The organism is Arthrobacter sp. 10N410 (assembly GCF_056394945.1).
The window spans coordinates 108,061-128,867 of record NZ_JBFTIP010000008.1; the positions used below are offsets into that span (position 1 = coordinate 108,061).

Genomic DNA, 20,807 nt, shown 5'->3' on the forward strand with positions numbered 1-20,807 from the left:
CAGCGCCTCATCCAGGGGGCCCGCAGTAAGGTGGGGAAATGCGAAGCATACTGGGGAAAACGCCGCGCCGACTGGAGAAGCTGGACCGTCGACTGGTCCAGTCCCTCTCACGGGTTCCCGGCGGCGGCCACGACGACTTCTTCCGGCGGCTCTCCGCGGCCGCCAATAAGGGCAAGCTCTGGTTCGGGATTGCCGCGGTGATGGCGCTCTTCCCCGGCAAGACCCGGCGTGCTGCCCTGCACGGCGTGCTGGCGCAGGGTGTGGCCTCCGCGGTGACCAACCTTGTCTTCAAGACCCTGCTGCCCCGGGCCCGGCCGCTGCCAGAGCACCTTCCGGTCTTCCGCTTCGTTCATCCGCAACCGAGCAGTTCCTCCATGCCTTCCGGGCACTCCGCGTCGGCCGCCGCGTTCGCCCTCGGCGTGGGGCTGGTCCGGCCGGCGCTCGGCACCGCGCTGGCACCCGTCGCCGCCGGCGTCGCCTACTCCAGGGTGCACACGGGGGCGCACTGGCCCTCGGACGTCTTCTTCGGCTCCGCGATCGGGGCGGGGGCGGCCCTCGTGACGAGGAAGTGGTGGCCGGTCCGTCCCCCGTTCCCCGCGGTTCGGCGCACCCCGGTCGGAGCTGCCGCACTGCCCGACGGCGAGGGGCTGGGCATCGCGGTCAACACGCTCGGCGGCTCATACGCCGATGAGACGGCCGAGGCCCTGCAGAAAGTATTCCCTAAGGCGTATATAAAGGAAATTGCCCCCGAAGAGGATGTGGCGGCCGGAATCGAGGCGGTGGCAACACGTCCCGGCGTCGTTGCCCTCGGAGTCTGGGGCGGAGACGGGACGGTGGGCACCGCCGCGGCGGCCGCCGTCGAACATTCCTTGCCGCTGCTGGTGCTGCCGGGCGGAACGCTCAACCATTTCGCCCGTGACGCGGGCACCGGCACCCTGAAGGCCGCCATCGACGCCGCCGCCAAAGGGGAGGCGGCGCGAGCGGACATCGGGCACGTGTCGGTAGAACGGGGGCTGCCGGACAGTCCGGAGAAGCTGGAGCTGTCGATGCTGAACACTGCCAGCATCGGCCTGTACCCCAACCTGGTGCGCCGGCGCGAGCAGCTCCAGCCCGCGCTGGGAAAGCCGCTGGCCGGCGTCGTCGCCATGTTCCGGACCTTCGCCGCGGGCACCCCGAGCACCCTGGTCGTGGACGGGGTGCGGCACAAGCTCTGGATCCTTTACGTCGGCCGCGGGCGCTACTACCCCCGCGACCATGCCCCGCTGGTCCGGCCGGTGCTGGACGACGGCGTGCTGGACCTGCGCATGATCACGGCGGACGAATCCTTTGCCCGGCTGCGCCTGCTCTGGTCGGTGCTGACCGGAACCGTGGCGACCTCCCGGATCACCCACCTGCGCGAAGCCAGCCGGATCCGGGTGGAACCGGGCGACACGACCATGGTGCTGGCGGTGGACGGCGAAGTCATGCCGGGCGTCCGCGCCGTCGAGTTCTCGGTCAAGCACGGCGGGCTGGTGTACTACTCCCCGCAGCCGGAGGGCTGAGCGGCGGCCATGCCGCCATTGTCCGGATTACCCTGATTCAGCCCTGAATCAACCCTTAAAGCGGCGCATTCGCGCGGCGGCGTCGGTAGCGTGGTGGGTACACAACCACACGCGACGCAAAGGAACGCTTCCATGATCGAAGCACGAGGCCTGACCAAGGTATACGGCGAAAAAACCGCCGTCGCCGGAGTCAATTTCACCGTCGAGGCGGGCCGGGTTACCGGCTTCCTAGGACCCAACGGAGCGGGCAAGTCCACCACGATGCGCATGATCATGGGACTGGACCGGCCGACGTCGGGCTCCGTCACGGTCAACGGGGTGCCGTTCAACCGGCACCACGCGCCGCTGCGGGACGTCGGTGCCCTGCTGGACGCCAAAGCCGTCCACACCGGCCGCTCGGCCTACAACCACCTGCGGGCCATGGCCGCCACGCACAGCATCCCGAAAAAACGCGTGCACGACGTCATTGAAATGACGGGTCTGGCCGAGGTCGCCAGGAAGAAGGTGGGCGGCTTTTCCCTCGGCATGGGCCAGCGCCTCGGCATCGCCGCCGCCCTGCTCGGCGACCCGCAGACGATCATCCTGGACGAGCCGGTCAACGGACTGGACCCGGAAGGCGTCGTCTGGGTCCGCAACCTGGTCAAATACCTCGCCTCCGAGGGCCGCACCGTGTTCCTGTCCAGCCACCTGATGAGCGAAATGGCGGTCACCGCGGACCATTTGATCGTGATCGGACGCGGCCGGATCATCGCCGACGCGCCGATCCAGGAGATCATCACCGGCAAGGGCCAGGGGCGCACCCGCGTCCGCACCGACCAGCCGGACCAGCTGATGCGCCTGCTGGCAGGCACCGGCATCACCGTGCAGGTGCAGGACAACGAACTCCTCGAGGTCACCGGGCTGGAGCCCCGGCAGATCGCCCGCACCGCCCTCGACAACCACGTCATGATCTACGAACTCACCCCGCTCCGGGCCAGCCTCGAGGAGGCCTATATGGAACTGACCAAGGATGAGGTCGAATACCACTCACTGATCACCACGGGCGGCCACGCCCCCGCCCAGGCCGGAGGCAACTAAGCCATGAGCTCGACCACCCTTGAACCCAATCCCTCGAGCCGCGGGCCGCGCTCCGGCGCTGCAAACAACCAGGCAGGCGACCGGGCTGGCGACAGCCTCAGCACCGGCCCGGGCCCCAGCTTCCTGCGCGTCCTGAACTCCGAGGTCATCAAGTTCCGCACGCTGCTGTCCACCCTGATCCTGCTCGGCGCCACCATCGCCGTCATCATCGGGGTGGGAGCCCTTGCCGCCTGGGGCATCGGCCAGGCACTGCAGGCCTCCAACTCCGATCCGCAGCGCTCAGCCGCGCTGGCCGCGCAGGGCGACATCGCCGCGTCGGCGCCCAGCGCCGGCATCTCCTTCGCGCAGCTGATCCTTGGCTCACTGGCCGTCCTGATCATCAGTTCCGAGTTCACCACGGGAATGGCGCGGTCCACGTTCACCGCCGTCCCGAAGCGGATTCCGGCCTTGGCGGCCAAGCTCCTTGTTGTTGTGGTCTCCGCGTTCCTGGTCACGGCACTTTCGCTCTACCTCGCCGGCCTGGTGGCGGTTCCGATCCTGGACCAGTACGGCCACACCCTGGACGTCTCCAGCGGGCACTACTTCCGGACGCTGCTGGTCAACAGCGCCTACGTTGCCGCCGTCGCTGCGATCGGGATGGCCCTCGGCGCCCTGATCCGGAACTCCGCCGGCGGCATCATGACGCTCGTGGGAATCTTCTTCGTGCTGCCGATCGCGCTGCAAATTATCCAGGGCGACTTCGTCACGGAACTGCGCAAATTCATCCCGTCGAACACGCTGGCACCGTTGACCGCCGCCGAACACGTCCCGGACACGCTGGAAAGCTGGCAGGCCGCCCTGGTCCTTGGCGCGTGGGTGGTCATTCCGATCGTGCTGGCCGGCATCCTGCTCAAGAAGCGGGACATCTAGTCCGAAGCAGTGGTTTCAGGCACATTTCGGAATTGCCTCCCAGGCAACATCCTTTGCCTGGGAGGCTCTATGGCTGGAGGTCCGTCCCATTTTGGGGGGCGTAATCTGTGTGACTGCACAGAACTAAGCCTCTCTGCGGCGGTCTAGGGTGAAACGACATTGTGGTCCGCCGCACATCCTTGCCTGGCATCGCCGGCACTGGGGCGCGGGCCGACACCACCCACGAAGGACGGCGCTTCATGCAGGCTGACCAGCAACTCTCCAAATCCCTGAAACCCCGGCATCTGTCCATGATCGCCATCGCCGGCGTCATCGGTGCCGGCCTCTTCGTCGGCTCCGGCGCCGCCATCCAGCAGGCCGGCCCCGGCATTCTGGTGGCCTACCTGGCGGCAGGGCTCGTGGTCATCCTGGTGATGCGCATGCTCGGCGAAATGGCCGCCGCCAACCCCGAAACCGGATCGTTTTCCACCTACGCGGACAAGGCGCTGGGCCGCTGGGCGGGCTTCAGTATCGGCTGGCTCTATGCCTGGTTCTGGATCATCGTGCTCGGCATCGAAGCCACGGCCGGCGCCGCGATCATGCACCGCTGGGTTCCCGGCATCGACCAGTGGATCTGGGCGCTGGTCCTTATGGTGCTCCTCACGCTGACCAACCTGGGTTCGGTGAAGTCGTACGGCGAGTTCGAGTTCTGGTTCGCCTCCATCAAGGTCGCCGCGATTGTGCTGTTCCTGCTCTTCGGCGTCGCCGCCATCCTGGGCCTCGTCCCCGGCGTCCCCGCTCCCGGCCTGGACAACCTGACCGGCAAGGGCGGCTTCATGCCCAACGGTCCCGGCGCGGTGCTGGCCGGCATCCTGGTGGTCGTGTTCTCCTTCTTCGGCGCCGAAATCGCGACCATCGCCGCCGGCGAATCCGAGAACCCGGTCGACGCCGTCAAAAAGGCCGTCAAATCGACCGTTTGGCGCATCCTGGTGTTCTACATCGGCTCCATCGCCATTGTCGTGACCCTGCTGCCCTGGAACTCCGCCTCCGTGGCGAAGAGCCCGTACGTCGCCGTGATTGAACTCTTCGGCATCCCCGGCGCCGGCACCATCATGGACATCGTCGTGCTGACCTCGGTGCTGTCCTGCCTCAACTCCGGCCTCTACACCGCCAGCCGTATGCTCTTCTCGCTCTCCCGCCGCGGCGACGCGCCCCGCACCTGGATGCGGATCTCCAAGCGCGGCGTCCCGGCCGCCGCGGTGCTGGCCTCGACCGTCGTCGGCTTCATCACCGTGGGCCTGAACTACATCGCCCCGGACACCGTCTTCCTGTTCCTGGTCAACACCTCCGGCGCCATCGCGCTGTTCGTCTGGCTCGTCATTTCGGTCTCGCAGCTGATCCTCCGCCGCCGGATGGGCACCGCCGCCCGGGATCTGGAGCTGAAGATGTGGCTGTTCCCGTACCTGACCTGGCTCGCGATCGTCAGCATCGTCGCGCTGCTGGTGGGCATGGTGGTGCTGGACACCACCCGTGAATCGCTGCTGCTTTCGCTGGCCCTGGCCGCCGTCGTCGTGGGAATCGGTCTCTGGCGCTACCGCAGGCACGGCGCCTCCCCGGTGGCCGCACCCCAGCCCGCAGGCCTCCCCGCCGACGCCGAAACCCGCAGCGAGGATGCCCCCGCCGGCGTCGGCCGGTCCAAGTAAGCAGGCGGCGCTAGACTCGGAGCCATGCCTTCCTCCGCCACTGCTGCAGACCACATCCAGGACCTCGGCGCGTACGTCAGCGCGTCGCCGTCGAGCTTCCACGCCGTCCACGAGGCCGCCCGGCGGCTGGACGAAGCGGGGTTCACCGGCCTCGACGAACTGCAGCAGTGGCAGGGGGCCGGCGACGCCGGGTCGGCGGGGAAGTTCTACGTGATCCGCGACGGTGCCCTCATCGCCTGGGTGGTGCCCGCCGGCGCCGGACCCACCACGGGGTTCAACATCCTCGGCGCGCACACCGATTCGCCGTCCTTCAAACTCAAGCCCAAGCCCACCACCGGCAAGTTCGGCTGGCTGCAGGCCGGCGTCGAGGTCTACGGCGGTCCGCTGCTGAACTCCTGGCTGGACCGCGAACTGCAGCTTGCCGGGCGTCTGGTGATGCTGGACGGCACCCAGCACCTCACGGCCACCGGGCCGCTGCTGCGCTTCCCGCAGCTCGCCATCCACCTGGACCGGGCCGTGAACGAGGGCCTGGCCCTGGACAAGCAGCAGCACATGAATCCGGTCTTCGGCCTCGGCGATCCGGCCGGCGAGGACCTGCTCGGGCTCCTCGCCGAGCGGGTCTCCGGTGCCACCGTGGATCCCGCGCAGATCGGCGGTTACGACGTTGTCATCGCGGACACGCAGGCCCCGGCGGTGTTCGGCGCCAAGGGTGAATTTTTCGCCTCCGGCCGGCTCGACAACCTCTCCGCCACGCACGCCGGCCTCACCGCGCTGATCGCGCACGCCGCCGGTGAGGTGCCGGCGGACGGGCCTATCGCCGTGCTGGCCGCCTTCGACCACGAGGAAATCGGCTCCGCCTCGCGCTCCGGTGCCTGCGGCCCGGTCCTCGAGGACATCCTGGTCCGCATCTCCGACGGGCTGGGCGCGACGGCGAGCCAGCGGCGGCAGGCGTTCGCGGCGTCGTTCTGTGTTTCCGCCGACGCCGGCCACGCCGTGCACCCCAACTATGCCGAACGCCACGACCCGGCCAACCGCCCGGCCCTGAACGGCGGACCGCTGTTGAAGATCAACGCCAACCAGCGCTACGCCACGGACGCCGCCGGGGCAGCGCTGTGGGCCAGGCTGTGCACCGATGCCGGGATCCCGTACCAGGAGTTCGTCTCCAATAACGTTATGCCCTGCGGTTCGACAATCGGCCCGCTGACGGCCACCCGGCTCGGGATCAGGACGGTCGACGTCGGCGTCCCGTTGCTGTCGATGCACTCGGCACGCGAGCTGTGCGGCGTCGAGGACCCGCACCGGCTGGCGACAGTCACGGAACTGTTCTTCCGCACCGCCTCCCAGGCGGCTGCCTAGGACCCGGCGAGGCCAATCACGAGGTTGACGGTGGCGGCAAGGATGACGGTGCCGAACAGGTAGGACAACAGGCTGTGTTTGAGCGCCTCGGCCCGGATTGCATGGTTTTCCAGGGCAGTGTCCGACACCTGGTAGGTCATCCCGAGGCTGGTGGCGAGGTACGCGAAGTCGGTGTACTGCGGCGGCTCGGCCTGGTTGAAGTTGATGCCGCCCACCGCTGCCCCGGCCCGAAGCTCGGTGCTGTAGTAGAGGCCGGCATAGCGGACCGTGAAGAGTGTCTGCACGAGCATCCACGACAGTGCAACGGAGGCCAGCGCCAGCAGGCCGCTGCCAAGCCGCGATCCGCCGTTGTTGCTGTGCGAGTCGAGGACGACGGCGGCCACAGCCGCCAGGCTGGCGACGTTGGCGGCGAGGATCATCAGATCCGTGACGCTCCGGGACGGATCCTCCAAGGTGGCGTGGGCACGTGTATCGGCGGCGTCCAGCGGACCGATCACAATCCAGACCCAGAGCACGTAGGTGAGGGCGGCACTGCTCCAGGCGATCGCCGGGGCTTCCACCCAGTGTCCGGAGAGCCCCGACGCTGTGGCGGCGAGCAGTCCTGCCAGCACCATCACAGCAAACCGCAGCCGGCTGCGGTGGACGGGGGATGCGAGGGAACGGGGGGCGGAACCGGTGCTCATTCCCCGATCATGGCACAAGCGCCCATGCGGTTATCCACAGCGCCGCCGGGGAGCTTCCACCGACGGCGCGAGGAGTCTAGGGTGGCGGGACAGGAAATCGCGGAAACTGCCCCGGATGCACTAAGCTATTGAAGTCTGTGCTGCGCCCTGCCTCCGTTCCGGGGGCGATGCGCCGCGCAAGCACCGCAAATGAACCTCCTGTTACGGAAATGCCGTAACCGCTTAGCCCAAAGGAGGTGGGTTCACATATGCGTCCTTACGAATTGATGGTAATCATCGACCCCGAGGTCGAAGAGCGTACCGTTGAGCCAACGCTTCAGAAGTTCCTGAACGTCATCACGACCGATGGTGGAACCATCGAAAAGGTTGACATCTGGGGCCGTCGTCGCCTGGCTTACGAAATCCAGAAGAAGTCCGAAGGTATCTACGCCGTGGTGAACTTCACCGCTGAGCCGGCTACCGCCAAGGAACTTGACCGCCAGCTGAGTCTCAATGAGACCATCATGCGCACCAAGATCACCCGCCCCGAAGAGCAGAAGGTTGTTGCTGAGTAATTCAGCTCCACCCTTCAATCTTTAACCCCGCAGGAACGAACAAGGAGGACGTAGATGGCAGGCGAAACCACTATTACGGTCATCGGTAATCTCACCAATGACCCCGAACTGAGGTTCACACCGTCAGGTTCGGCAGTAGCGAACTTCACCATCGCTTCTACGCCCCGCACTTTCGACCGCCAGTCCAATGAGTGGAAGGACGGGGAAACCCTGTTCCTCCGCGCATCGGTATGGCGCGAAGCAGCCGAGAACGTCGCCGAGTCCCTCACCAAGGGCATGCGCGTCATCGTTTCCGGCCGCCTGAAGAGCCGTTCCTACGAAACCAAGGAAGGCGAGAAGCGCACCGTTATCGAGCTTGAGGTCGACGAGATCGGCCCCAGCCTGCGCTACGCCAACGCCAAGGTCAACCGCACCCAGCGCTCCGGCGGACAGGGTGGTCAGGGTGGCTTCGGCGGCGGTAACAGCGGCGGTTTCGGTGGCAACTCTGGTGGAAACCAGGGCGGCAACTCCGGCGGAACCTGGGGCGGCAACCAGCCCGCAGCGCAGGACGACCCCTGGGCAACGCCCGGGGTCAGCAATGCAGGCGGCTGGGGCAACGGCCCGGATTCCGAACCTCCCTTCTAAACAACATCTAAGGTCCGACGTCGTGACCCGCGAGGCAGCCGCACGGCAGCCCCGCGATGACCGCCGCGGATCACCACCATCCCGTGGATCAATATCCACGGGCTCCATCGAATAGGAGCTCCACGATGGCTAAGGCTGAACTCCGTAAGCCCAAACCAAAGTCCAACCCCTTGAAGGCCGCTGACATCACTGTCATCGACTACAAGGACGTAGCATTGCTGCGCAAGTTCATCTCCGACCGCGGAAAGATCCGCGCCCGTCGCGTCACCGGCGTCACGGTGCAGGAACAGCGCAAGATCGCACAGGCAATCAAGAACGCCCGCGAAGTTGCTCTGCTGCCTTACTCCGGCGCTGGCCGCGGCTAAGGAAGGGATTAACTAACATGGCAAAGCTCATTCTGACCCACGAAGTAACCGGTCTCGGTGCTGCTGGCGACGTTGTCGAGGTCAAGGACGGTTACGCACGTAACTTCCTGCTGCCCCGCAACTTCGCCCTGACCTGGTCCAAGGGCGGCGAGAAGCAGGTTGAGTCCATCAAGGCTGCCCGCGCCGCTCGCGAGCACGCTTCCCTGGAAGACGCTCAGAAGCAGGCCGCAGCACTGCAGGCCAAGCCGGTCAAGCTCGTTGTCAAGGCTGGCGAGACCGGACGCCTGTTCGGCACCGTCAAGCAGGGCGACGTGGCGGACGCTGTTGAGGCCGCCGGCCTCGGCCGCATCGACAAGCGCAAGGTTGAACTGCCGGCTCACATCAAGTCGACCGGTTCCTACCAGGCCAACGTCCGTCTGCACGACGACGTTTCCGCTGTGATCGAACTCGACGTAGTTGCAGGCAAGTAGTCTTTTCGACTAACTGAACTGCCGGGAGGCCCCCGCGTCCGGATTCCTTTGGGAAGCCGGACGCGGGGGCCTTCTGCGTTGCCAGCCCGGCGGGGTGCCGGTGATAGCCTTCGGCAGTGACTCCGACTACCGCACCCCGTCTCCGCCCCTTCACCCAGGTGGACGTCTTCAGCGCCGAACCTTACCGCGGGAATCCGCTGGCCGTCGTCCTCGACGCCGGGGACCTCGACGCCGACGCCATGCAGAGGTTTGCCAACTGGACCAACCTCTCCGAGACCACGTTCCTGCTGCCGCCCACGCACCCCGACGCCGACTACCGGGTGCGGATCTTCACCGGCAGCGAAGAGTTTCCCTTCGCCGGCCATCCCACCCTCGGCTCGGCCCATGCCTGGCTCGAGGCGGGCGGCGTCCCGCTGCACGACGGAATCCTGGTCCAGGAATGCGCGGCCGGGCTGGTCCGGGTCAAGCGCGACGGCGGCCGCCTGGCCTTTGCCGCCCCGCCGCTGACCCGCTCCGGACCGGTGGCCGAGACGGACCTCGCCCGCATCGCGGCCGGCTTGCAGATGCCCCGGGAGGCGCTCCTGGACTCGTCCTGGCTCGTCAACGGCCCGGAATGGATCGGAGTGCTGCTGGACTCCGCGGAGCAGGTGTTGGCCATCCGGCCCGACTTCGCCGCAATGGCCGGACTCAAGGTGGGCGTGATCGGCCCCCATCCCGCCGGATCCGAGGTCGGCTTTGAGGTACGCACCTTCATCCCGGGAGACGCGGCCGCGGAAGACCCGGTCACGGGCAGCTTCAACGCCGGTGCGGCCCAGTGGCTGATCGGAGCCGGCCGGGCGCCGGAGTCCTACCTTGCGGCCCAAGGGACCGTGCTGGGCCGCGCCGGCCGGGTCTACATCGAGACGACGGGGGACGACGTCTGGGTCGGCGGGAACTCGATGAGCTGCATCGAGGGATTTGTCCTGCTCTAAGTGGCGCGGGGAGCCGTCGTTGATCTGTCAGATATGGCTGCTATTCGGCGGTCAAAAGGACCCGAAGTGATAGAGCAGCGGGGGAGGGAATAAAGAGGGCCGGCCGACCCTTCTACAGGTAGATGCAAATGCATATAGTTACCGAAACCGTGGACCAGCTGCAGGAGCACACCGTGGAAAGCCGCCGCATTACCGTTATCTCCGCCGGACTTGGCGTCCCGTCGTCGAGCCGCCTGCTCGCAGACCAACTGGCGGCCTCCGCTGAACGCCAGCTCGCCGCGGCCGGCTACTCCGTGAGCGTCGACGTCGTGGAACTGCGCGACCTGGCCGTTGAGATCGCCAACAACTTCGTGACCGGCTACGCCGCGCCGCGCCTGGCGGAGGTGATCGCCGGGGTGGAGGCCTCGGACGGCATCATCGCGGTCAGCCCGGTCTTCAGTGCGTCGTACAGCGGGCTGTTCAAGTCGTTCATCGATGTGCTGGATCCCAAGGCGCTGGACGGCAAGGCCGTCCTGCTGGGCGCCACGGGCGGTACCGACCGGCACCAGATGGTGCTGGACTACGCCATGCGTCCGCTCTTCAGCTACCTCCGCACCCGGATCGCGGCCACCGGCGTCTTCGCAGGCCCGCAGGACTGGGGAACAAGCGGCGACGGCGGCTCACCGCTTTCCGCGAGGATTGAGCGGGCGGCAGGGGAGTTCACCGGCCTGCTCGAAGGAGCGCAGCCGCGCCCGCAGCAGGCGCCGCTGGAGTCGCTGCCGTTCGAGCAGCTGCTCGCCGGGATCTCCGGCCGCAACTGAACTTATTCGGCGCGCCGTTCGTTGTTCGGGACATGAAATGTCCTGTGGATTCCGTAGACCTGGTAATGAGCGAACGAAGCGGCGTGGAGATCGACTACTGCCCGCAGTGCCGCGGAGTGTGGCTGGACCGCGGCGAGCTCGACAAGATCATCGACCGTGCGGCGGAGGGCTTCGGCGCCTCCGCCCCGTCTCCTCCAGCCGCACCGCCGGCGGCGGCACCGACTCCCCCGGGACACATCCCGCCGCCGCTCTACGCCCCGGAACCGCGCCGGGACGACCGCCGACCGGATGACCGGCGCTTTGACGACCGCCGCCATGACGAACGCCGGGACCGGCCCCGCTACGAGCAGCCGCGCTACGACGACCGACGCCGGCCCAAGAAGAAGGAGGGCTGGCTGGGGGAGCTGTTCGACTTCTAGCGTCCGCCTCCACCCCTCACTCCTCAAGCAGTGCGATGAACTCCTGGGCCTGCTTGAGGGAGATGTCCGAGTGCCGGGTCAGCGCGGCCGCTGCTGCCTCGGTGTCGCCGCTCTTGGCGAGGGTGCGGATCCGGCCGTAAATCTCGTCGTTGAGCATATTGCTACTGACCTCGCGGGTGACGTCGCCCTTGCTGGCGATCGCCCGGTAACGGTAGGGAAAGCGCTGCGGTGCGTCCTCGTCGTCGTCGTGGGCGGGCTGCTCGGGCGCCTGCCGGGGGCGGTAGGGCTGGGGGTGGGCCGCCAGGGCGCCCACCGCGTCCCGGGAAGCCCGGAGGCCCTCGCCGGTGGCTTCCAAGTACAGCTTGATGGCCGCCATCGCCTGACCCTGGGCAATCAGGGCGTATAGGCGCCGGTGCTGCTCCTGATCCAGCCGCGCGGCGGCAGTGCGGGCGAGCTCCGCTGAGTTGCGGACGGGCTGCGGCGGTGCGTCCTGCGGAGTTTGCGGCCGACGGCGCCCGATCGCACGTGCGGCAACTACGACGCCGAGGCCCACGAGAACGAGGATCAGGATGGGGACTAGCAGGGCTTCCATGGACTACAGCCGATCTACGTAATTCTTGGCGGTCAAAAGATCTGAGTGGGTGGCCTGCCTCAGCAGCTTGATGGCTTGGACCTTGTGGCCGGACCGGGCCAGGGCCTGGAGCTGCAGCGTGAACTGGGGATTCAGCTGGCCGCCGGGCAGGACCGCGCCGGGGTAGCCCGGCTGCGTCCTGTCGCTAAAGGGGCCCCGGCCGCCTTGCAGGGCCGCGCGGGCGTGCTCAGCCTGCTGCGACTGCTGCTGTTCGTTCTGGCTGGGGCGGGTCGCGGCATCCACCCGGGCGCGGGCCGCTGTGGCAGCCTTCACCTGGGCCTCGTAGTGGGCGCGGGAGCGCATGGCCAATTCCAGCTGGTAGCGCTCCGCGTCGGAGATACCGAAATTACGCGGCTTCAATGCCGCGGCGACTGCCCACAGCACGCCCGCGAGGATGAGGGCAGGCAGTATGACTATCAAGACATCGCCCATGGCCACAGCTTATGCCAGATAGCAGTTATCCACAGCATATTCGAGGTGTCGCATACAGGCCGTGCCCACGAGCGTCAATTTGCCGGCGTCCGGGTGACAAGCATCACAGAATTCGCATATTTGACCACTCCTGTGGCCCATGCGGCCAGCCGCTATCCCCAGCCGCCAGCCGCAAGCTGTGGATGAAGCTTGGCGAAAATAGTTTTTCATCCACAAGTAAAAACGGGTGTTTCCGCAGGTCAGGTAGCTATTACGGGTGAAAGAATTCTTCTATCCACAGGGGTTCCCACAGGCTGTGCACAAGCACGGGCCAGTAGTCCACAAGTTATCCACAGGAACGCCGGCTGGGCGGGTTGGTGCGGGCCCGGTCGGGGGATAACGTAGCGGGAGACCAGGTTGTCGGCACCGAAATCCGGCCCCGGCCGCAGGCCACCGCCGCAAGCCGCATTCCGGCGGCGCAGCGGTAACCCCTGCGGCCGAACCGCGGCGGTCCGGCGTGGTGGACGAGGCGGGTTTTGGATGAGGCGGTTATGCATAAGGCGGTCAGCGGCCCCGCAAGCTACCGCCGGTGCCGCTCCGCAGGACTGCCGCAGCCCGGGTGCCAGACAAAGTGTCGGAGCCTGCTGCTAGTAATGAACCGGTGGAGGCCTGCCGGATCAACGCCACGGCACCACAACACGGCATCACAACACGCACCACAACACGCACTACAACACGCACTACAACAGATGGCCTAAGCGCCGCCGGCGAATAGCATTCCGCCGGCACACAATGAAGGACGGCAGTTTTGTCAGTTACGCATCTGGACTCGGTCGAGGGCACTCGGGGAGCCGAAGGCAGCCGCAAGCCGCCGCAGGACATCCCCGCGGAGCAGTCCGTGCTGGGCGGCATGATGCTGTCCAAGGATGCCATTGCGGACGTCGTGGAGATCCTCCGCGGCCAGGACTTTTACCGCCCGGCGCACGAAACCATCTACGAAGCGATCATCGACCTGTACGGCCGCGGTGAACCCGCCGATGCCGTCACCGTCTCGGACGAGCTGACCAAGCGCGGCGAAATCAACCGGATCGGCGGCCCGGCCTACCTGCACGAGCTAATCCAGACCGTACCCACCGCCGCGAACGCCGGCTACTACGCCGAAATCGTGGCCGAACGGGCCGTCCTGCGCCGCCTGGTCAACGCCGGCACCAAGATCGTTCAGCTCGGCTACGGGCAGGACGGCGAGGTGGAGGACCTGGTCAACCAGGCCCAGGCCGAGGTCTACGCCGTGGCCGAACGACGTACCGCCGAGGACTACGTCGTCCTCAAGGACGTGATGGAATCCACCGTGGATGAAATCGAAGCGTCCGGGCACCGTGGCGAAGGCATGGTTGGTGTCCCCACCGGTTTCTACGAACTCGACGAGTTGACCCACGGCCTGCACCCCGGCCAGATGATCGTCATCGCCGCGCGCCCCGCCGTGGGTAAATCCACCTTCGCACTGGACTTCGCCCGTTCCGCGGCGATCAAGAACAACCTCGCCACCGTCATGTTCTCCCTGGAAATGGGGCGGAACGAGATCGCGATGCGTCTGCTGTCCGCGGAGGCCACGATCGGGCTGCAGGATCTGCGCAAGGGCACCATCAAGGACGAGCAGTGGTCCAAGATCGCCACCACCATGGGCCGGATGAACGACGCTCCGCTGTTCATCGACGACAGCCCCAACATGTCCCTGATGGAAATCCGCGCCAAGTGCCGCCGGCTGAAGCAGCAACACGACCTCAAGCTGGTCATCCTCGACTACCTGCAGCTCATGAGCTCGGGCAAGAAGGTCGAATCGCGCCAGCAGGAAGTCTCGGAGTTCTCCCGCGCCCTGAAGCTGCTGGCCAAGGAACTCCAGGTCCCGGTGATCGCGCTCTCGCAGCTGAACCGTGGCTCCGAGCAGCGCCAGGACAAGCGCCCCATGGTCTCCGACCTCCGAGAGTCCGGTTCCATCGAGCAGGACGCCGACATGGTCATCCTGCTGCACCGCGAAGACGTCTACGACAAGGAGTCTCCGCGCGCCGGCGAGGCGGACATCCTCATCGCCAAGCACCGTAACGGTCCCACCAAGGACATCGTGGTCGCATTCCAGGGCCACTACTCCCGCTTCGCCAACATGGCGGGCGACGCAGGCGGCGGGGGCTTCTAGGGCAGCGCCTTCGGGAGCAAGTGGTTGGGCAGCCGGTTTCCGGGTGCCCGGCCCCGGATCTCGAGCAGCGCCCGGGCATGGGCGTGCAAGCGCTTGTCCTCCTCGGACACCGGAACCCACTGCGGGATCGGGACGGAGGTTCCGCTCTGGTCGCGGGCCACCATGACGGTCAGGCAGTACGTGGTGAGGTTCAGTTCGTGCCCTTTGGGATCCCCGGAGCGGACATGGACGGCTATGTGCATGCCTTTTGTTCCCGTGTAGACCAGCCGCGCCTCCACCTCCACGAGGTGCCCGATCAGCAGCGGCCGGTAGAACCGCACGCCGCCGGAGAAGACCGCCACTGTGTCCTTCCCGCAGTAGCGCGAGGCACAAACGTAGGCCGCCTCGTCGATCCACTTCATGACGATTCCGCCGTGGACCTTGCCGCCCCAATTCACATCCGTGGGGGCGGCCATGAACCGCAGCGTGACGCGTTCGGCGGTTCCGGCGTCGGTGTACTCCTGGCCGCTCATGGCTTCGACGATGTCCTCGCGGACCTTGATCCGGGCCAGCGCATGCTCGCGCTGCTCAATTTCCGCCGGCGTCGTCGGTTCGAACTGCGGCACCGGAATCGGCTTGCCGTCCTCGCCCACCGCTACGAAGATCACCATGCACTGGCTGCGCATCGTGGCCGGCCCGCCCCTGGGATCGCCGGAGGAGACCACGGTGCGGATGTGCATCGAGGACCGGCCGGTGTAGACGATGGTTGCGGTAACTTCGACCATGTCGCCGCTGTTGACCGGATCTGCGAAGTGGATATTTCCCACATAGGCGGTCACGCAGTAGGACTTCGCCCAGCCGACGGCGGCGGCATAGGCAGCCTTGTCCACCCACTCCAGGACCGTGCCCGCGTCCACCGAGCCGCTGTGGCCCACGTCCATGGGGGCGGCCAGGAAGCGCAGGGTGACGGCGTTGGCGGAAATCTCGCTCATGGAAGCGAGTGTACTGACGGTCCGCCGAACCGTCGCCGGCGCCCGACACAAACCCGGCTCCGGCCGCCACAGACGCCGCCACGGGCGCCGGCACAGACGCCGCTGTCAGTACAGCGCCGGCGGCCGGGGACAACGGCGGGCGGCCACCAAGAAGTGACCGCCCGCCGTCGAACGCTGTTACTGCTGCCGCACCTAGGCCAAGGCGCTGAGCCTGGAGCCGGTGCGGCCGAAGACGGCCCCATCCACAGAGACCCTGCCAGCACCTACGAGCGCCACGGCCAGGGCCGCGGCGGCCAGGATCAGCACCAGCTCATAGCCACCCGCAGCGACAAATATTCCCGCCGAGGCATGAACCAGGAAGAGGGCGCCCAGCATATCGACTGCCAGCAGCAGGGCGAACACGCGGGTGAGCACGCCGAGGATCAACGCAATGCCGCCGGCCAGCTCCAGCGTGGCGACGGCCGGTGCGACAAGGTTGGCGGCCGGGACGCCCATCTGGGCAAACGCGGCTTGGGTTCCCGGGATGGTGAACTCGCTGAATTTCTGCCAGCCATGGGCGGCAAAGAGGAATCCGGTGACGACGCGCAGGATGATGCGGGCAGTGGTGGTGAGCGTGGGCTGGTTCATGGAAATACCGTTCTAACGTCTGGCAGGGGGCTGTCGGAGATGGCAGCCCGCACAGGTTTAGTTGAAGATTCAACTTCAAGTGTTCCGGCGCATAGTTGAAATGTCAACTAATGCGAAGCCGTGCGACGCCGCTAGGGTGGTTCCGTGCCCGCCTCCGCCCCGACTCCCGCAACACTTCCGCCGCCGGCAACCCGGCGTCGGGAAATCCTCCGCCTGGCCGTGCCGGCCTTCGGGGCGCTGATCGCCGAGCCGCTCTTCCTGCTCGCGGACTCCGCGATCGTGGGGCACCTGGGCGTGGCCCAGCTTGCCGGCGTGGGACTGGCCTCGGCGGTGCTGCATACCGCGGTGGGGCTGATGGTGTTCCTCGCCTATTCCACAACCCCCGCCGTCGCGCGCGCGATCGGCAACGGCCAGCTGCCCAGGGCACTCGCGGCCGGGCGTGATGGAGTATGGCTCGCGCTGCTGCTGGGCGTCGGACTCGCCGCGGCCGGGTTCTTCGCCGCCGAACCTCTTCTGGACCTGATGGGCGCCCGCGGCGAGGTGCGATCCTTTGCCGTGGATTACCTGCGCTGGTCCATGCCGGGCCTGGTGGCCATGCTGCTCATCTTCGCGGGTACCGGAGTGCTGCGGGGCCTGCAGGACACCCGGACTCCGCTGGTCGTGGCGGCCGCCGGCTTCACCGTAAACATCGTGCTGAACCTCTTCCTGGTCTATGGGCTGCAGCTCTCCGTCACCGGGTCGGCCCTGGGCACCAGCATTGCCCAGTGGGCCATGGCCCTGGTCTACGTCGTGATGGTGCAGCGCAATGCCCGCAACCACGGGGTGACCCTGATCCCCGACTGGCGCGGCATCCGGTCCCTGGCCAGGGTGGGGTCATGGCTGATGCTGCGGACGCTCAGCCTGCGCATCGCGATCCTCGCCACGGTGGTGGTCGCCACGGCCCAGGGGCCGGTGAACCTCGCCGCCCACCAGCTCGCGATGACCGTCTTCACCTTCCTGGCCTTTGCACTAGACGCCCTCGCGATCGCCGCCCAGGCCCTGATCGGCAAGGAACTCGGCGCCTCCCGCCCGGCGGCGGTGCGCGAGCTCACTGGAACCATGGTCCGCTGGGGGCTCGGCTTCGGGGTGCTGACCGGACTCCTGCTGGCCGCCGCGGCGCCGTGGGCGGGGCAGCTGTTCACCCCCGACGCCGGGGTCCGGTCGGCCCTCACGCTGGCCCTTTGGGTGCTGGCCGCCGGGCAGCCGATCGCGGGCTATGTTTTTGTCCTTGACGGTGTGCTGATCGGCGCCGGGGACGCGCGGTACCTGGCGATTGCCGGCGTCGTGAACCTTGCCGTCTACCTGCCGCTGCTGCTGGCGGTCCGGCTGTCCGGGGCCGACGGCGGTGCGGCGCTGCTCTGGCTCTGGGCGGCCTTCTCGCTGGGCTACATGCTGGCCCGCGCCGTCACCCTCGGGCTGCGGGCGCGCACCGACCGGTGGATGCTGCTCGGCGCCCACGGAGGCACCCACTAAACTGGGCAGGTGACTTTCCCCGCAGACCCCCAAGCCTCGACTGCCCTGCCCGCCGCCCCGGACGTGTGGAAGCCCGTGCTGCTCCGGGCCGCCATCGCGCTGGCGTTCGGCGCCGTGACGGTTTTCTGGGCAGCGCCCCCTGTTGCCGGCATGGGCTGGGCCGGGGGCCTTTATCTGCTCGCCACCGGGCTGGTGCTGCTCTGGAGCGTCAAAAAAACCGGTTTGCAGCACGGAGGCCGGACTGCCAAGGTCCTGGCCGCCGCGGGGGCCGTCCTGACCGGAACCGGCGCAGCCGTGGCACTGCTCCCCGGCAACCTGGTGTTCGGCATCATCGGCGCCCTCGGCCTGGGTCTCGCTGGCGCCGCGGAGCTCTACCTGGGCATGGCCGAGCGCCGCCGCTCCGTCCTGGCACGGGACTGGACCGCCTCCGGAGTGATCGGGCTGGGCGCTGCCGTGGCGCTGCCGTTCTTCATTGACCTCGGCCCGCACGCGCTGCTCGGCGTGGCCGGCGGAGGCGCGATCATCAGCGGGGTGCTGTGGACCCTGGCCGGGCTGACCCTGCGCCATGATGCGCGGGACGTATCCGCCGAGGCCGTAAACTAGTAGGAACAGGTTCTACCTTGCGTAGAACAACCGCAGTATCACGACTGCCACGCCAAGCCGGCGTTGGCGGCAGGAGGAAAGCACCTTGGCAGAACAGAATTCAGGAGAACGCCGCAGCCTGCGGACTTCGGTCAAGGGTCCTCTTATGTTCTCCGCGTTCTGGGCAGTGCTGGCCTTCTTCGCCGTCCTGATCTTCGCCTCCGGGGGCAGCGCCAAGGCCCCCCGCTTCGATTTGGCCTTTACCGGCGCCGGCATCGCCTTCATCGTGACCCTCGTGATTGCGGCCATGCTCTCGATGAGCTACAAGGACAACGCCGAGCACCTCGGCAAGGGCTCCGGCGTCAACCTGAGCTCCAGGAAGCCGGCCTCGTCCTTCGGCGGACACGCCGCCGAGCCGTCCCCCGACGCCGACGAGCGCGGCGACATCCGCTAGGGCGCCGCTTTCCGCGCCCGGTAGGCCGCGACGTGTGCGCGGTTGGCGCAGTTTCCGGTATCGCAGTAGCGCTTGGAACGGTTCCGGCTGAGGTCCAGCACGACGGCGTCGCAGTTGTCCGCGGCGCAGACCAGCATCCGGTCCATTTCCTTGCTGCGGATCACATCCACCAGCGCCATCGCGGCCTCGGTGCTCATCCTGTCGGCCAGCGGCGCCTCGGGTGTGGTCGCGTGCAGATGCCAGTCCCAGCCGTCGTGCTTCATCAGCTGCGGCAAGGCGTGGGCCTCGCGCAGCAGGCGGTTGACGGTGTCCACGGCGGTCCCCTCATCCGCCAGCCACAGCTCGGCAAGTTCGCCGCGCAGCCGGTGCACGCTGGCCAGCTCGGCGGCATCCTGGGTCCGGGAACCGCTGAAGCCCTCGGCGGTGAGGAAGCGGTCCAGGTCCGCGACGGTGGCCAGTCTTTCCTCCCCGTTCGCCGCCGTGTTGATCAGGCCGACCACCGAGCGCAGCGCAACCTCTGTGTCAGGTGCAAAAACCATCTTGACTCCTTACGTCGCCCGGGCGTACTGTCATGACCATAACCCAACTTTACTCCTGACAGGAGGCAGCCCGTGTCTGCCGCACGCCGCCCCGCCGGGGCTCCGGCCAAGAACCGCCCACAGCTCCGCCCCGCCGATAAGCCGACGCCGGACGCTCCGGGCTTCCTGGCCTCGGGCTTGGGAATGGCCCTGTTTTCCTCGGCGGTGTTCGGTCTTTCCGGCTCCTTCGCCAAGGCGCTGTTGGAGACCGGCTGGACGCCGGGCGCCGCGGTCACCGCCCGGCTCACCGGAGCCGCGCTGGTCCTGGCCGTCCCGGCCGTTCTCGCCCTGCGCGGCCGCTGGCACCAGCTCCGCGACAACTGGCTCACCGTGCTGTTGTTTGGCCTGATCGGTGTCGCCGCCTGCCAGCTGTTCTACTTCAACGCCGTCGCCCGGCTGTCGGTGGGCGTCGCACTCCTGCTCGAGTACCTCGCCCCGGTGATCATTGTGCTGTGGCTCTGGGCGGCGAGCCGGAAACGGCCGCGGCCCCTCACTGTGGCAGGAACGTTGCTTTCCCTCGCCGGCCTGGTCCTGGTCCTCGATCTGACCGGGGCGGTAAAGATCGACGTGGTCGGCGTGTTGTGGGGCATCGCGGCCGCCGTCTGCCTGGCTATCTACTTCTTCATCACGGCCAAAGAGAATGACACGCTGCCGCCGATCGTGCTGGCCTCCGGCGGCCTGATGGTGGGTGCGCTGGTCATGTGGCTGGCGGCGGCCACGGGGCTGCTGCCGATGGTGGCCAGCACGGCCGACACCAGGCTCGGAGCCTGGGTCACGCCCTGGTGGGTGCCGCTGCTCGGGCTGGTCATTCTTGCCACCGTGCTCGCCTACGTCTCCGGCGTCGTGGCCGCGCGGGCGCTCGGTTCGAAGGTGGCATCCTTCGTCTCGCTCACCGAGGTGCTGTTTGCCGTCATCTGGGCCTGGCTGCTCCTGGGCGAACTCCCGGGCCCCGTCCAGCTCCTGGGCGGCCTGCTGATTGTCGGCGGCGTGGTGCTGGTCCGGCTGGACGAACTGCGCGTCCCCGCCCGGCTGCCCGCCGAACTCGACCACGCCAACGACGTCGAGCCGGTTCCCTGAGGGACGGGTCCGGCTGCCAAGCGAACCGCTTTAAACGAACAGCCCGGACGCGGTTGCGTCCGGGCTGGTCTGGAGAGGGTTCCGGCTAGCGCGAGGAGGCGCTTTCCTGCTCGGTGGCGTTGCGGTTGGCCTGCTGGCTGGCCTGCTGCAGCGCCTGGGACACCCGGGTGAGGGCGGCAACGTGCTCGCCGTTCCACTCGTTGCGGAACTTCTCCGCGTCCGGGCCCAGCCACTGGGTACCGGCCAGGACCTTGGTCAGCATCGACCTCTGGTTGTCGATCTCCTGAGAACCGGCCTGCAGCTTCGTCCCAAGAGTCTTGAG

General features: G+C 67.4%; 24 protein-coding genes. 17 read left to right on the forward strand and 7 right to left on the reverse strand.

The genetic code is table 11. The features are described from left to right. Nucleotides 1–38: 38 nt before the first annotated feature. The 5 genes from AC1DB8_RS15240 (at nucleotide 39) to AC1DB8_RS15260 (ending at nucleotide 6,565) form a co-directional block, all read left to right on the forward strand. The gene (locus AC1DB8_RS15240) at nucleotides 39–1,541 is read left to right on the forward strand and encodes a bifunctional phosphatase PAP2/diacylglycerol kinase family protein (RefSeq protein WP_476893486.1); all 1,503 of its coding nucleotides are present in this window, start codon (nucleotides 39–41) and stop codon (nucleotides 1,539–1,541) included. 132 nt (nucleotides 1,542–1,673) lie between these two features. After that, nucleotides 1,674–2,618, forward strand: a complete 945-nt coding sequence (locus tag AC1DB8_RS15245; protein ID WP_476893487.1) for an ABC transporter ATP-binding protein — start codon at nucleotides 1,674–1,676, stop codon at nucleotides 2,616–2,618. A gap of 3 nt (nucleotides 2,619–2,621) precedes the next feature. Then, nucleotides 2,622–3,527 carry an ABC transporter permease gene (locus AC1DB8_RS15250; RefSeq protein ID WP_476893488.1) on the forward strand — a complete coding sequence of 302 codons (906 nt, stop codon included), beginning with the start codon at nucleotides 2,622–2,624 and terminating at the stop codon, nucleotides 3,525–3,527. 239 nt (nucleotides 3,528–3,766) lie between these two features. Beyond that, a complete protein-coding gene (locus AC1DB8_RS15255) occupies nucleotides 3,767–5,209 on the forward strand; it encodes an amino acid permease (protein WP_441419160.1) in 1,443 nt (480 codons plus the stop codon). Between the two features lie 24 nt (nucleotides 5,210–5,233). Then, a complete protein-coding gene (locus AC1DB8_RS15260) occupies nucleotides 5,234–6,565 on the forward strand; it encodes a M18 family aminopeptidase (RefSeq protein ID WP_476893489.1) in 1,332 nt (443 codons plus the stop codon). On the opposite strand, the gene AC1DB8_RS15265 is transcribed toward AC1DB8_RS15260, so the two are convergent. Next, nucleotides 6,562–7,248, reverse strand: coding sequence for a DUF1345 domain-containing protein (locus AC1DB8_RS15265; RefSeq protein ID WP_441419162.1), 687 nt, complete (start codon nucleotides 7,246–7,248; stop codon nucleotides 6,562–6,564). The genes AC1DB8_RS15260 and AC1DB8_RS15265 overlap by 4 nt on opposite strands. 248 nt (nucleotides 7,249–7,496) lie before the next feature. Between AC1DB8_RS15265 and rpsF the strand changes: the two genes are divergently transcribed. From rpsF to AC1DB8_RS15300, 7 genes are all read left to right on the forward strand, one after another. After that, a complete protein-coding gene (gene rpsF / locus AC1DB8_RS15270) occupies nucleotides 7,497–7,802 on the forward strand; it encodes a 30S ribosomal protein S6 (RefSeq protein ID WP_056428835.1) in 306 nt (101 codons plus the stop codon). Between the two features lie 54 nt (nucleotides 7,803–7,856). Further along, nucleotides 7,857–8,426, forward strand: coding sequence for a single-stranded DNA-binding protein (locus AC1DB8_RS15275; protein ID WP_476893490.1), 570 nt, complete (start codon nucleotides 7,857–7,859; stop codon nucleotides 8,424–8,426). Between the two features lie 125 nt (nucleotides 8,427–8,551). Beyond that, nucleotides 8,552–8,791: a 30S ribosomal protein S18 gene (gene rpsR, locus AC1DB8_RS15280; RefSeq protein WP_003800144.1), complete on the forward strand. Its 240-nt coding sequence runs from the start codon at nucleotides 8,552–8,554 to the stop codon at nucleotides 8,789–8,791. A 17-nt stretch (nucleotides 8,792–8,808) separates the two neighbouring features. Further along, nucleotides 8,809–9,261: a 50S ribosomal protein L9 gene (gene rplI, locus AC1DB8_RS15285; RefSeq protein ID WP_441419164.1), complete on the forward strand. Its 453-nt coding sequence runs from the start codon at nucleotides 8,809–8,811 to the stop codon at nucleotides 9,259–9,261. Between the two features lie 116 nt (nucleotides 9,262–9,377). After that, complete coding sequence (locus AC1DB8_RS15290; protein WP_476893491.1) at nucleotides 9,378–10,232, forward strand: PhzF family phenazine biosynthesis protein; 855 nt, start codon at nucleotides 9,378–9,380, stop codon at nucleotides 10,230–10,232. A 173-nt stretch (nucleotides 10,233–10,405) separates the two neighbouring features. Then, nucleotides 10,406–11,032: an FMN reductase gene (locus AC1DB8_RS15295; RefSeq protein ID WP_476893503.1), complete on the forward strand. Its 627-nt coding sequence runs from the start codon at nucleotides 10,406–10,408 to the stop codon at nucleotides 11,030–11,032. A gap of 32 nt (nucleotides 11,033–11,064) precedes the next feature. Beyond that, nucleotides 11,065–11,451, forward strand: coding sequence for a TFIIB-type zinc ribbon-containing protein (locus AC1DB8_RS15300; protein ID WP_441419166.1), 387 nt, complete (start codon nucleotides 11,065–11,067; stop codon nucleotides 11,449–11,451). 16 nt (nucleotides 11,452–11,467) lie between these two features. On the opposite strand, the gene AC1DB8_RS15305 is transcribed toward AC1DB8_RS15300, so the two are convergent. Together AC1DB8_RS15305 and AC1DB8_RS15310 are read right to left on the reverse strand one after the other, a co-directional pair. Beyond that, on the reverse strand, nucleotides 11,468–12,043 hold the full coding sequence (locus AC1DB8_RS15305) for a hypothetical protein (protein WP_476893492.1): 576 nt from the start codon (nucleotides 12,041–12,043) through the stop codon (nucleotides 11,468–11,470). Nucleotides 12,044–12,046: 3 nt separating this feature from the next. Continuing rightward, nucleotides 12,047–12,514 (reverse strand): hypothetical protein, encoded by a 468-nt coding sequence (locus AC1DB8_RS15310; RefSeq protein ID WP_441419168.1) that lies wholly within the window; start codon nucleotides 12,512–12,514, stop codon nucleotides 12,047–12,049. Between the two features lie 787 nt (nucleotides 12,515–13,301). On the opposite strand from AC1DB8_RS15310, the gene dnaB reads away from it, so the two are divergent. Beyond that, the gene (gene dnaB, locus AC1DB8_RS15315) at nucleotides 13,302–14,684 is read left to right on the forward strand and encodes a replicative DNA helicase (RefSeq protein ID WP_175323067.1); all 1,383 of its coding nucleotides are present in this window, start codon (nucleotides 13,302–13,304) and stop codon (nucleotides 14,682–14,684) included. Here the strand turns inward: dnaB and AC1DB8_RS15320 are convergent. Together AC1DB8_RS15320 and AC1DB8_RS15325 are read right to left on the reverse strand one after the other, a co-directional pair. After that, entirely contained in the window at nucleotides 14,681–15,655 is a 975-nt protein-coding gene (locus AC1DB8_RS15320) for an acyl-CoA thioesterase (protein WP_476893493.1), read from the reverse strand. The two genes, dnaB and AC1DB8_RS15320, sit on opposite strands and share 4 nt — an antisense overlap. Before the next feature lie 192 nt (nucleotides 15,656–15,847). After that, nucleotides 15,848–16,282 (reverse strand): DoxX family protein, encoded by a 435-nt coding sequence (locus tag AC1DB8_RS15325; RefSeq protein ID WP_476893494.1) that lies wholly within the window; start codon nucleotides 16,280–16,282, stop codon nucleotides 15,848–15,850. A gap of 144 nt (nucleotides 16,283–16,426) precedes the next feature. Here AC1DB8_RS15325 and AC1DB8_RS15330 point away from each other — a divergent pair, with 144 nt between their 5' ends. The 3 genes from AC1DB8_RS15330 (at nucleotide 16,427) to AC1DB8_RS15340 (ending at nucleotide 18,830) form a co-directional block, all read left to right on the forward strand. Then, a complete protein-coding gene (locus tag AC1DB8_RS15330) occupies nucleotides 16,427–17,794 on the forward strand; it encodes an MATE family efflux transporter (protein WP_476893495.1) in 1,368 nt (455 codons plus the stop codon). 9 nt (nucleotides 17,795–17,803) lie between these two features. Further along, complete coding sequence (locus tag AC1DB8_RS15335; protein ID WP_441419172.1) at nucleotides 17,804–18,397, forward strand: hypothetical protein; 594 nt, start codon at nucleotides 17,804–17,806, stop codon at nucleotides 18,395–18,397. 85 nt (nucleotides 18,398–18,482) lie between these two features. Continuing rightward, nucleotides 18,483–18,830, forward strand: coding sequence for a hypothetical protein (locus AC1DB8_RS15340; RefSeq protein WP_476893496.1), 348 nt, complete (start codon nucleotides 18,483–18,485; stop codon nucleotides 18,828–18,830). Here the strand turns inward: AC1DB8_RS15340 and AC1DB8_RS15345 are convergent. Continuing rightward, complete coding sequence (locus AC1DB8_RS15345; RefSeq protein ID WP_476893497.1) at nucleotides 18,827–19,369, reverse strand: CGNR zinc finger domain-containing protein; 543 nt, start codon at nucleotides 19,367–19,369, stop codon at nucleotides 18,827–18,829. The genes AC1DB8_RS15340 and AC1DB8_RS15345 overlap by 4 nt on opposite strands. A 183-nt stretch (nucleotides 19,370–19,552) precedes the next feature. Between AC1DB8_RS15345 and AC1DB8_RS15350 the strand changes: the two genes are divergently transcribed. Then, nucleotides 19,553–20,485, forward strand: coding sequence for an EamA family transporter (locus AC1DB8_RS15350; protein WP_441419184.1), 933 nt, complete (start codon nucleotides 19,553–19,555; stop codon nucleotides 20,483–20,485). A gap of 85 nt (nucleotides 20,486–20,570) precedes the next feature. Here AC1DB8_RS15350 and AC1DB8_RS15355 read toward each other — a convergent pair. Continuing rightward, the coding region (locus tag AC1DB8_RS15355) for a hypothetical protein (protein ID WP_476893498.1) at nucleotides 20,571–20,807 on the reverse strand (237 nt) is incomplete at its 5' end.

Excerpts from the sequence above, each read along its gene's own strand:
- AC1DB8_RS15240 (WP_476893486.1), top strand. The coding sequence starts at position 39 with ATGCGAAGCATACTGGGGAAAACGCCGCGCCGACTGGAGAAGCTGGAC.
- AC1DB8_RS15245 (WP_476893487.1), top strand. The coding sequence starts at position 1,674 with ATGATCGAAGCACGAGGCCTGACCAAGGTATACGGCGAAAAAACCGCC.
- AC1DB8_RS15250 (WP_476893488.1), top strand. The coding sequence starts at position 2,622 with ATGAGCTCGACCACCCTTGAACCCAATCCCTCGAGCCGCGGGCCGCGC.
- AC1DB8_RS15255 (WP_441419160.1), top strand. The coding sequence starts at position 3,767 with ATGCAGGCTGACCAGCAACTCTCCAAATCCCTGAAACCCCGGCATCTG.
- AC1DB8_RS15260 (WP_476893489.1), top strand. The coding sequence starts at position 5,234 with ATGCCTTCCTCCGCCACTGCTGCAGACCACATCCAGGACCTCGGCGCG.
- AC1DB8_RS15265 (WP_441419162.1), bottom strand. The coding sequence starts at position 7,248 with ATGAGCACCGGTTCCGCCCCCCGTTCCCTCGCATCCCCCGTCCACCGC.
- rpsF (WP_056428835.1), top strand. The coding sequence starts at position 7,497 with ATGCGTCCTTACGAATTGATGGTAATCATCGACCCCGAGGTCGAAGAG.
- AC1DB8_RS15275 (WP_476893490.1), top strand. The coding sequence starts at position 7,857 with ATGGCAGGCGAAACCACTATTACGGTCATCGGTAATCTCACCAATGAC.
- rpsR (WP_003800144.1), top strand. The coding sequence starts at position 8,552 with ATGGCTAAGGCTGAACTCCGTAAGCCCAAACCAAAGTCCAACCCCTTG.
- rplI (WP_441419164.1), top strand. The coding sequence starts at position 8,809 with ATGGCAAAGCTCATTCTGACCCACGAAGTAACCGGTCTCGGTGCTGCT.
- AC1DB8_RS15300 (WP_441419166.1), top strand. The coding sequence starts at position 11,065 with ATGAAATGTCCTGTGGATTCCGTAGACCTGGTAATGAGCGAACGAAGC.
- AC1DB8_RS15305 (WP_476893492.1), bottom strand. The coding sequence starts at position 12,043 with ATGGAAGCCCTGCTAGTCCCCATCCTGATCCTCGTTCTCGTGGGCCTC.
- AC1DB8_RS15310 (WP_441419168.1), bottom strand. The coding sequence starts at position 12,514 with ATGGGCGATGTCTTGATAGTCATACTGCCTGCCCTCATCCTCGCGGGC.
- AC1DB8_RS15320 (WP_476893493.1), bottom strand. The coding sequence starts at position 15,655 with ATGAGCGAGATTTCCGCCAACGCCGTCACCCTGCGCTTCCTGGCCGCC.
- AC1DB8_RS15325 (WP_476893494.1), bottom strand. The coding sequence starts at position 16,282 with ATGAACCAGCCCACGCTCACCACCACTGCCCGCATCATCCTGCGCGTC.
- AC1DB8_RS15345 (WP_476893497.1), bottom strand. The coding sequence starts at position 19,369 with ATGGTTTTTGCACCTGACACAGAGGTTGCGCTGCGCTCGGTGGTCGGC.
- AC1DB8_RS15350 (WP_441419184.1), top strand. The coding sequence starts at position 19,553 with ATGGCCCTGTTTTCCTCGGCGGTGTTCGGTCTTTCCGGCTCCTTCGCC.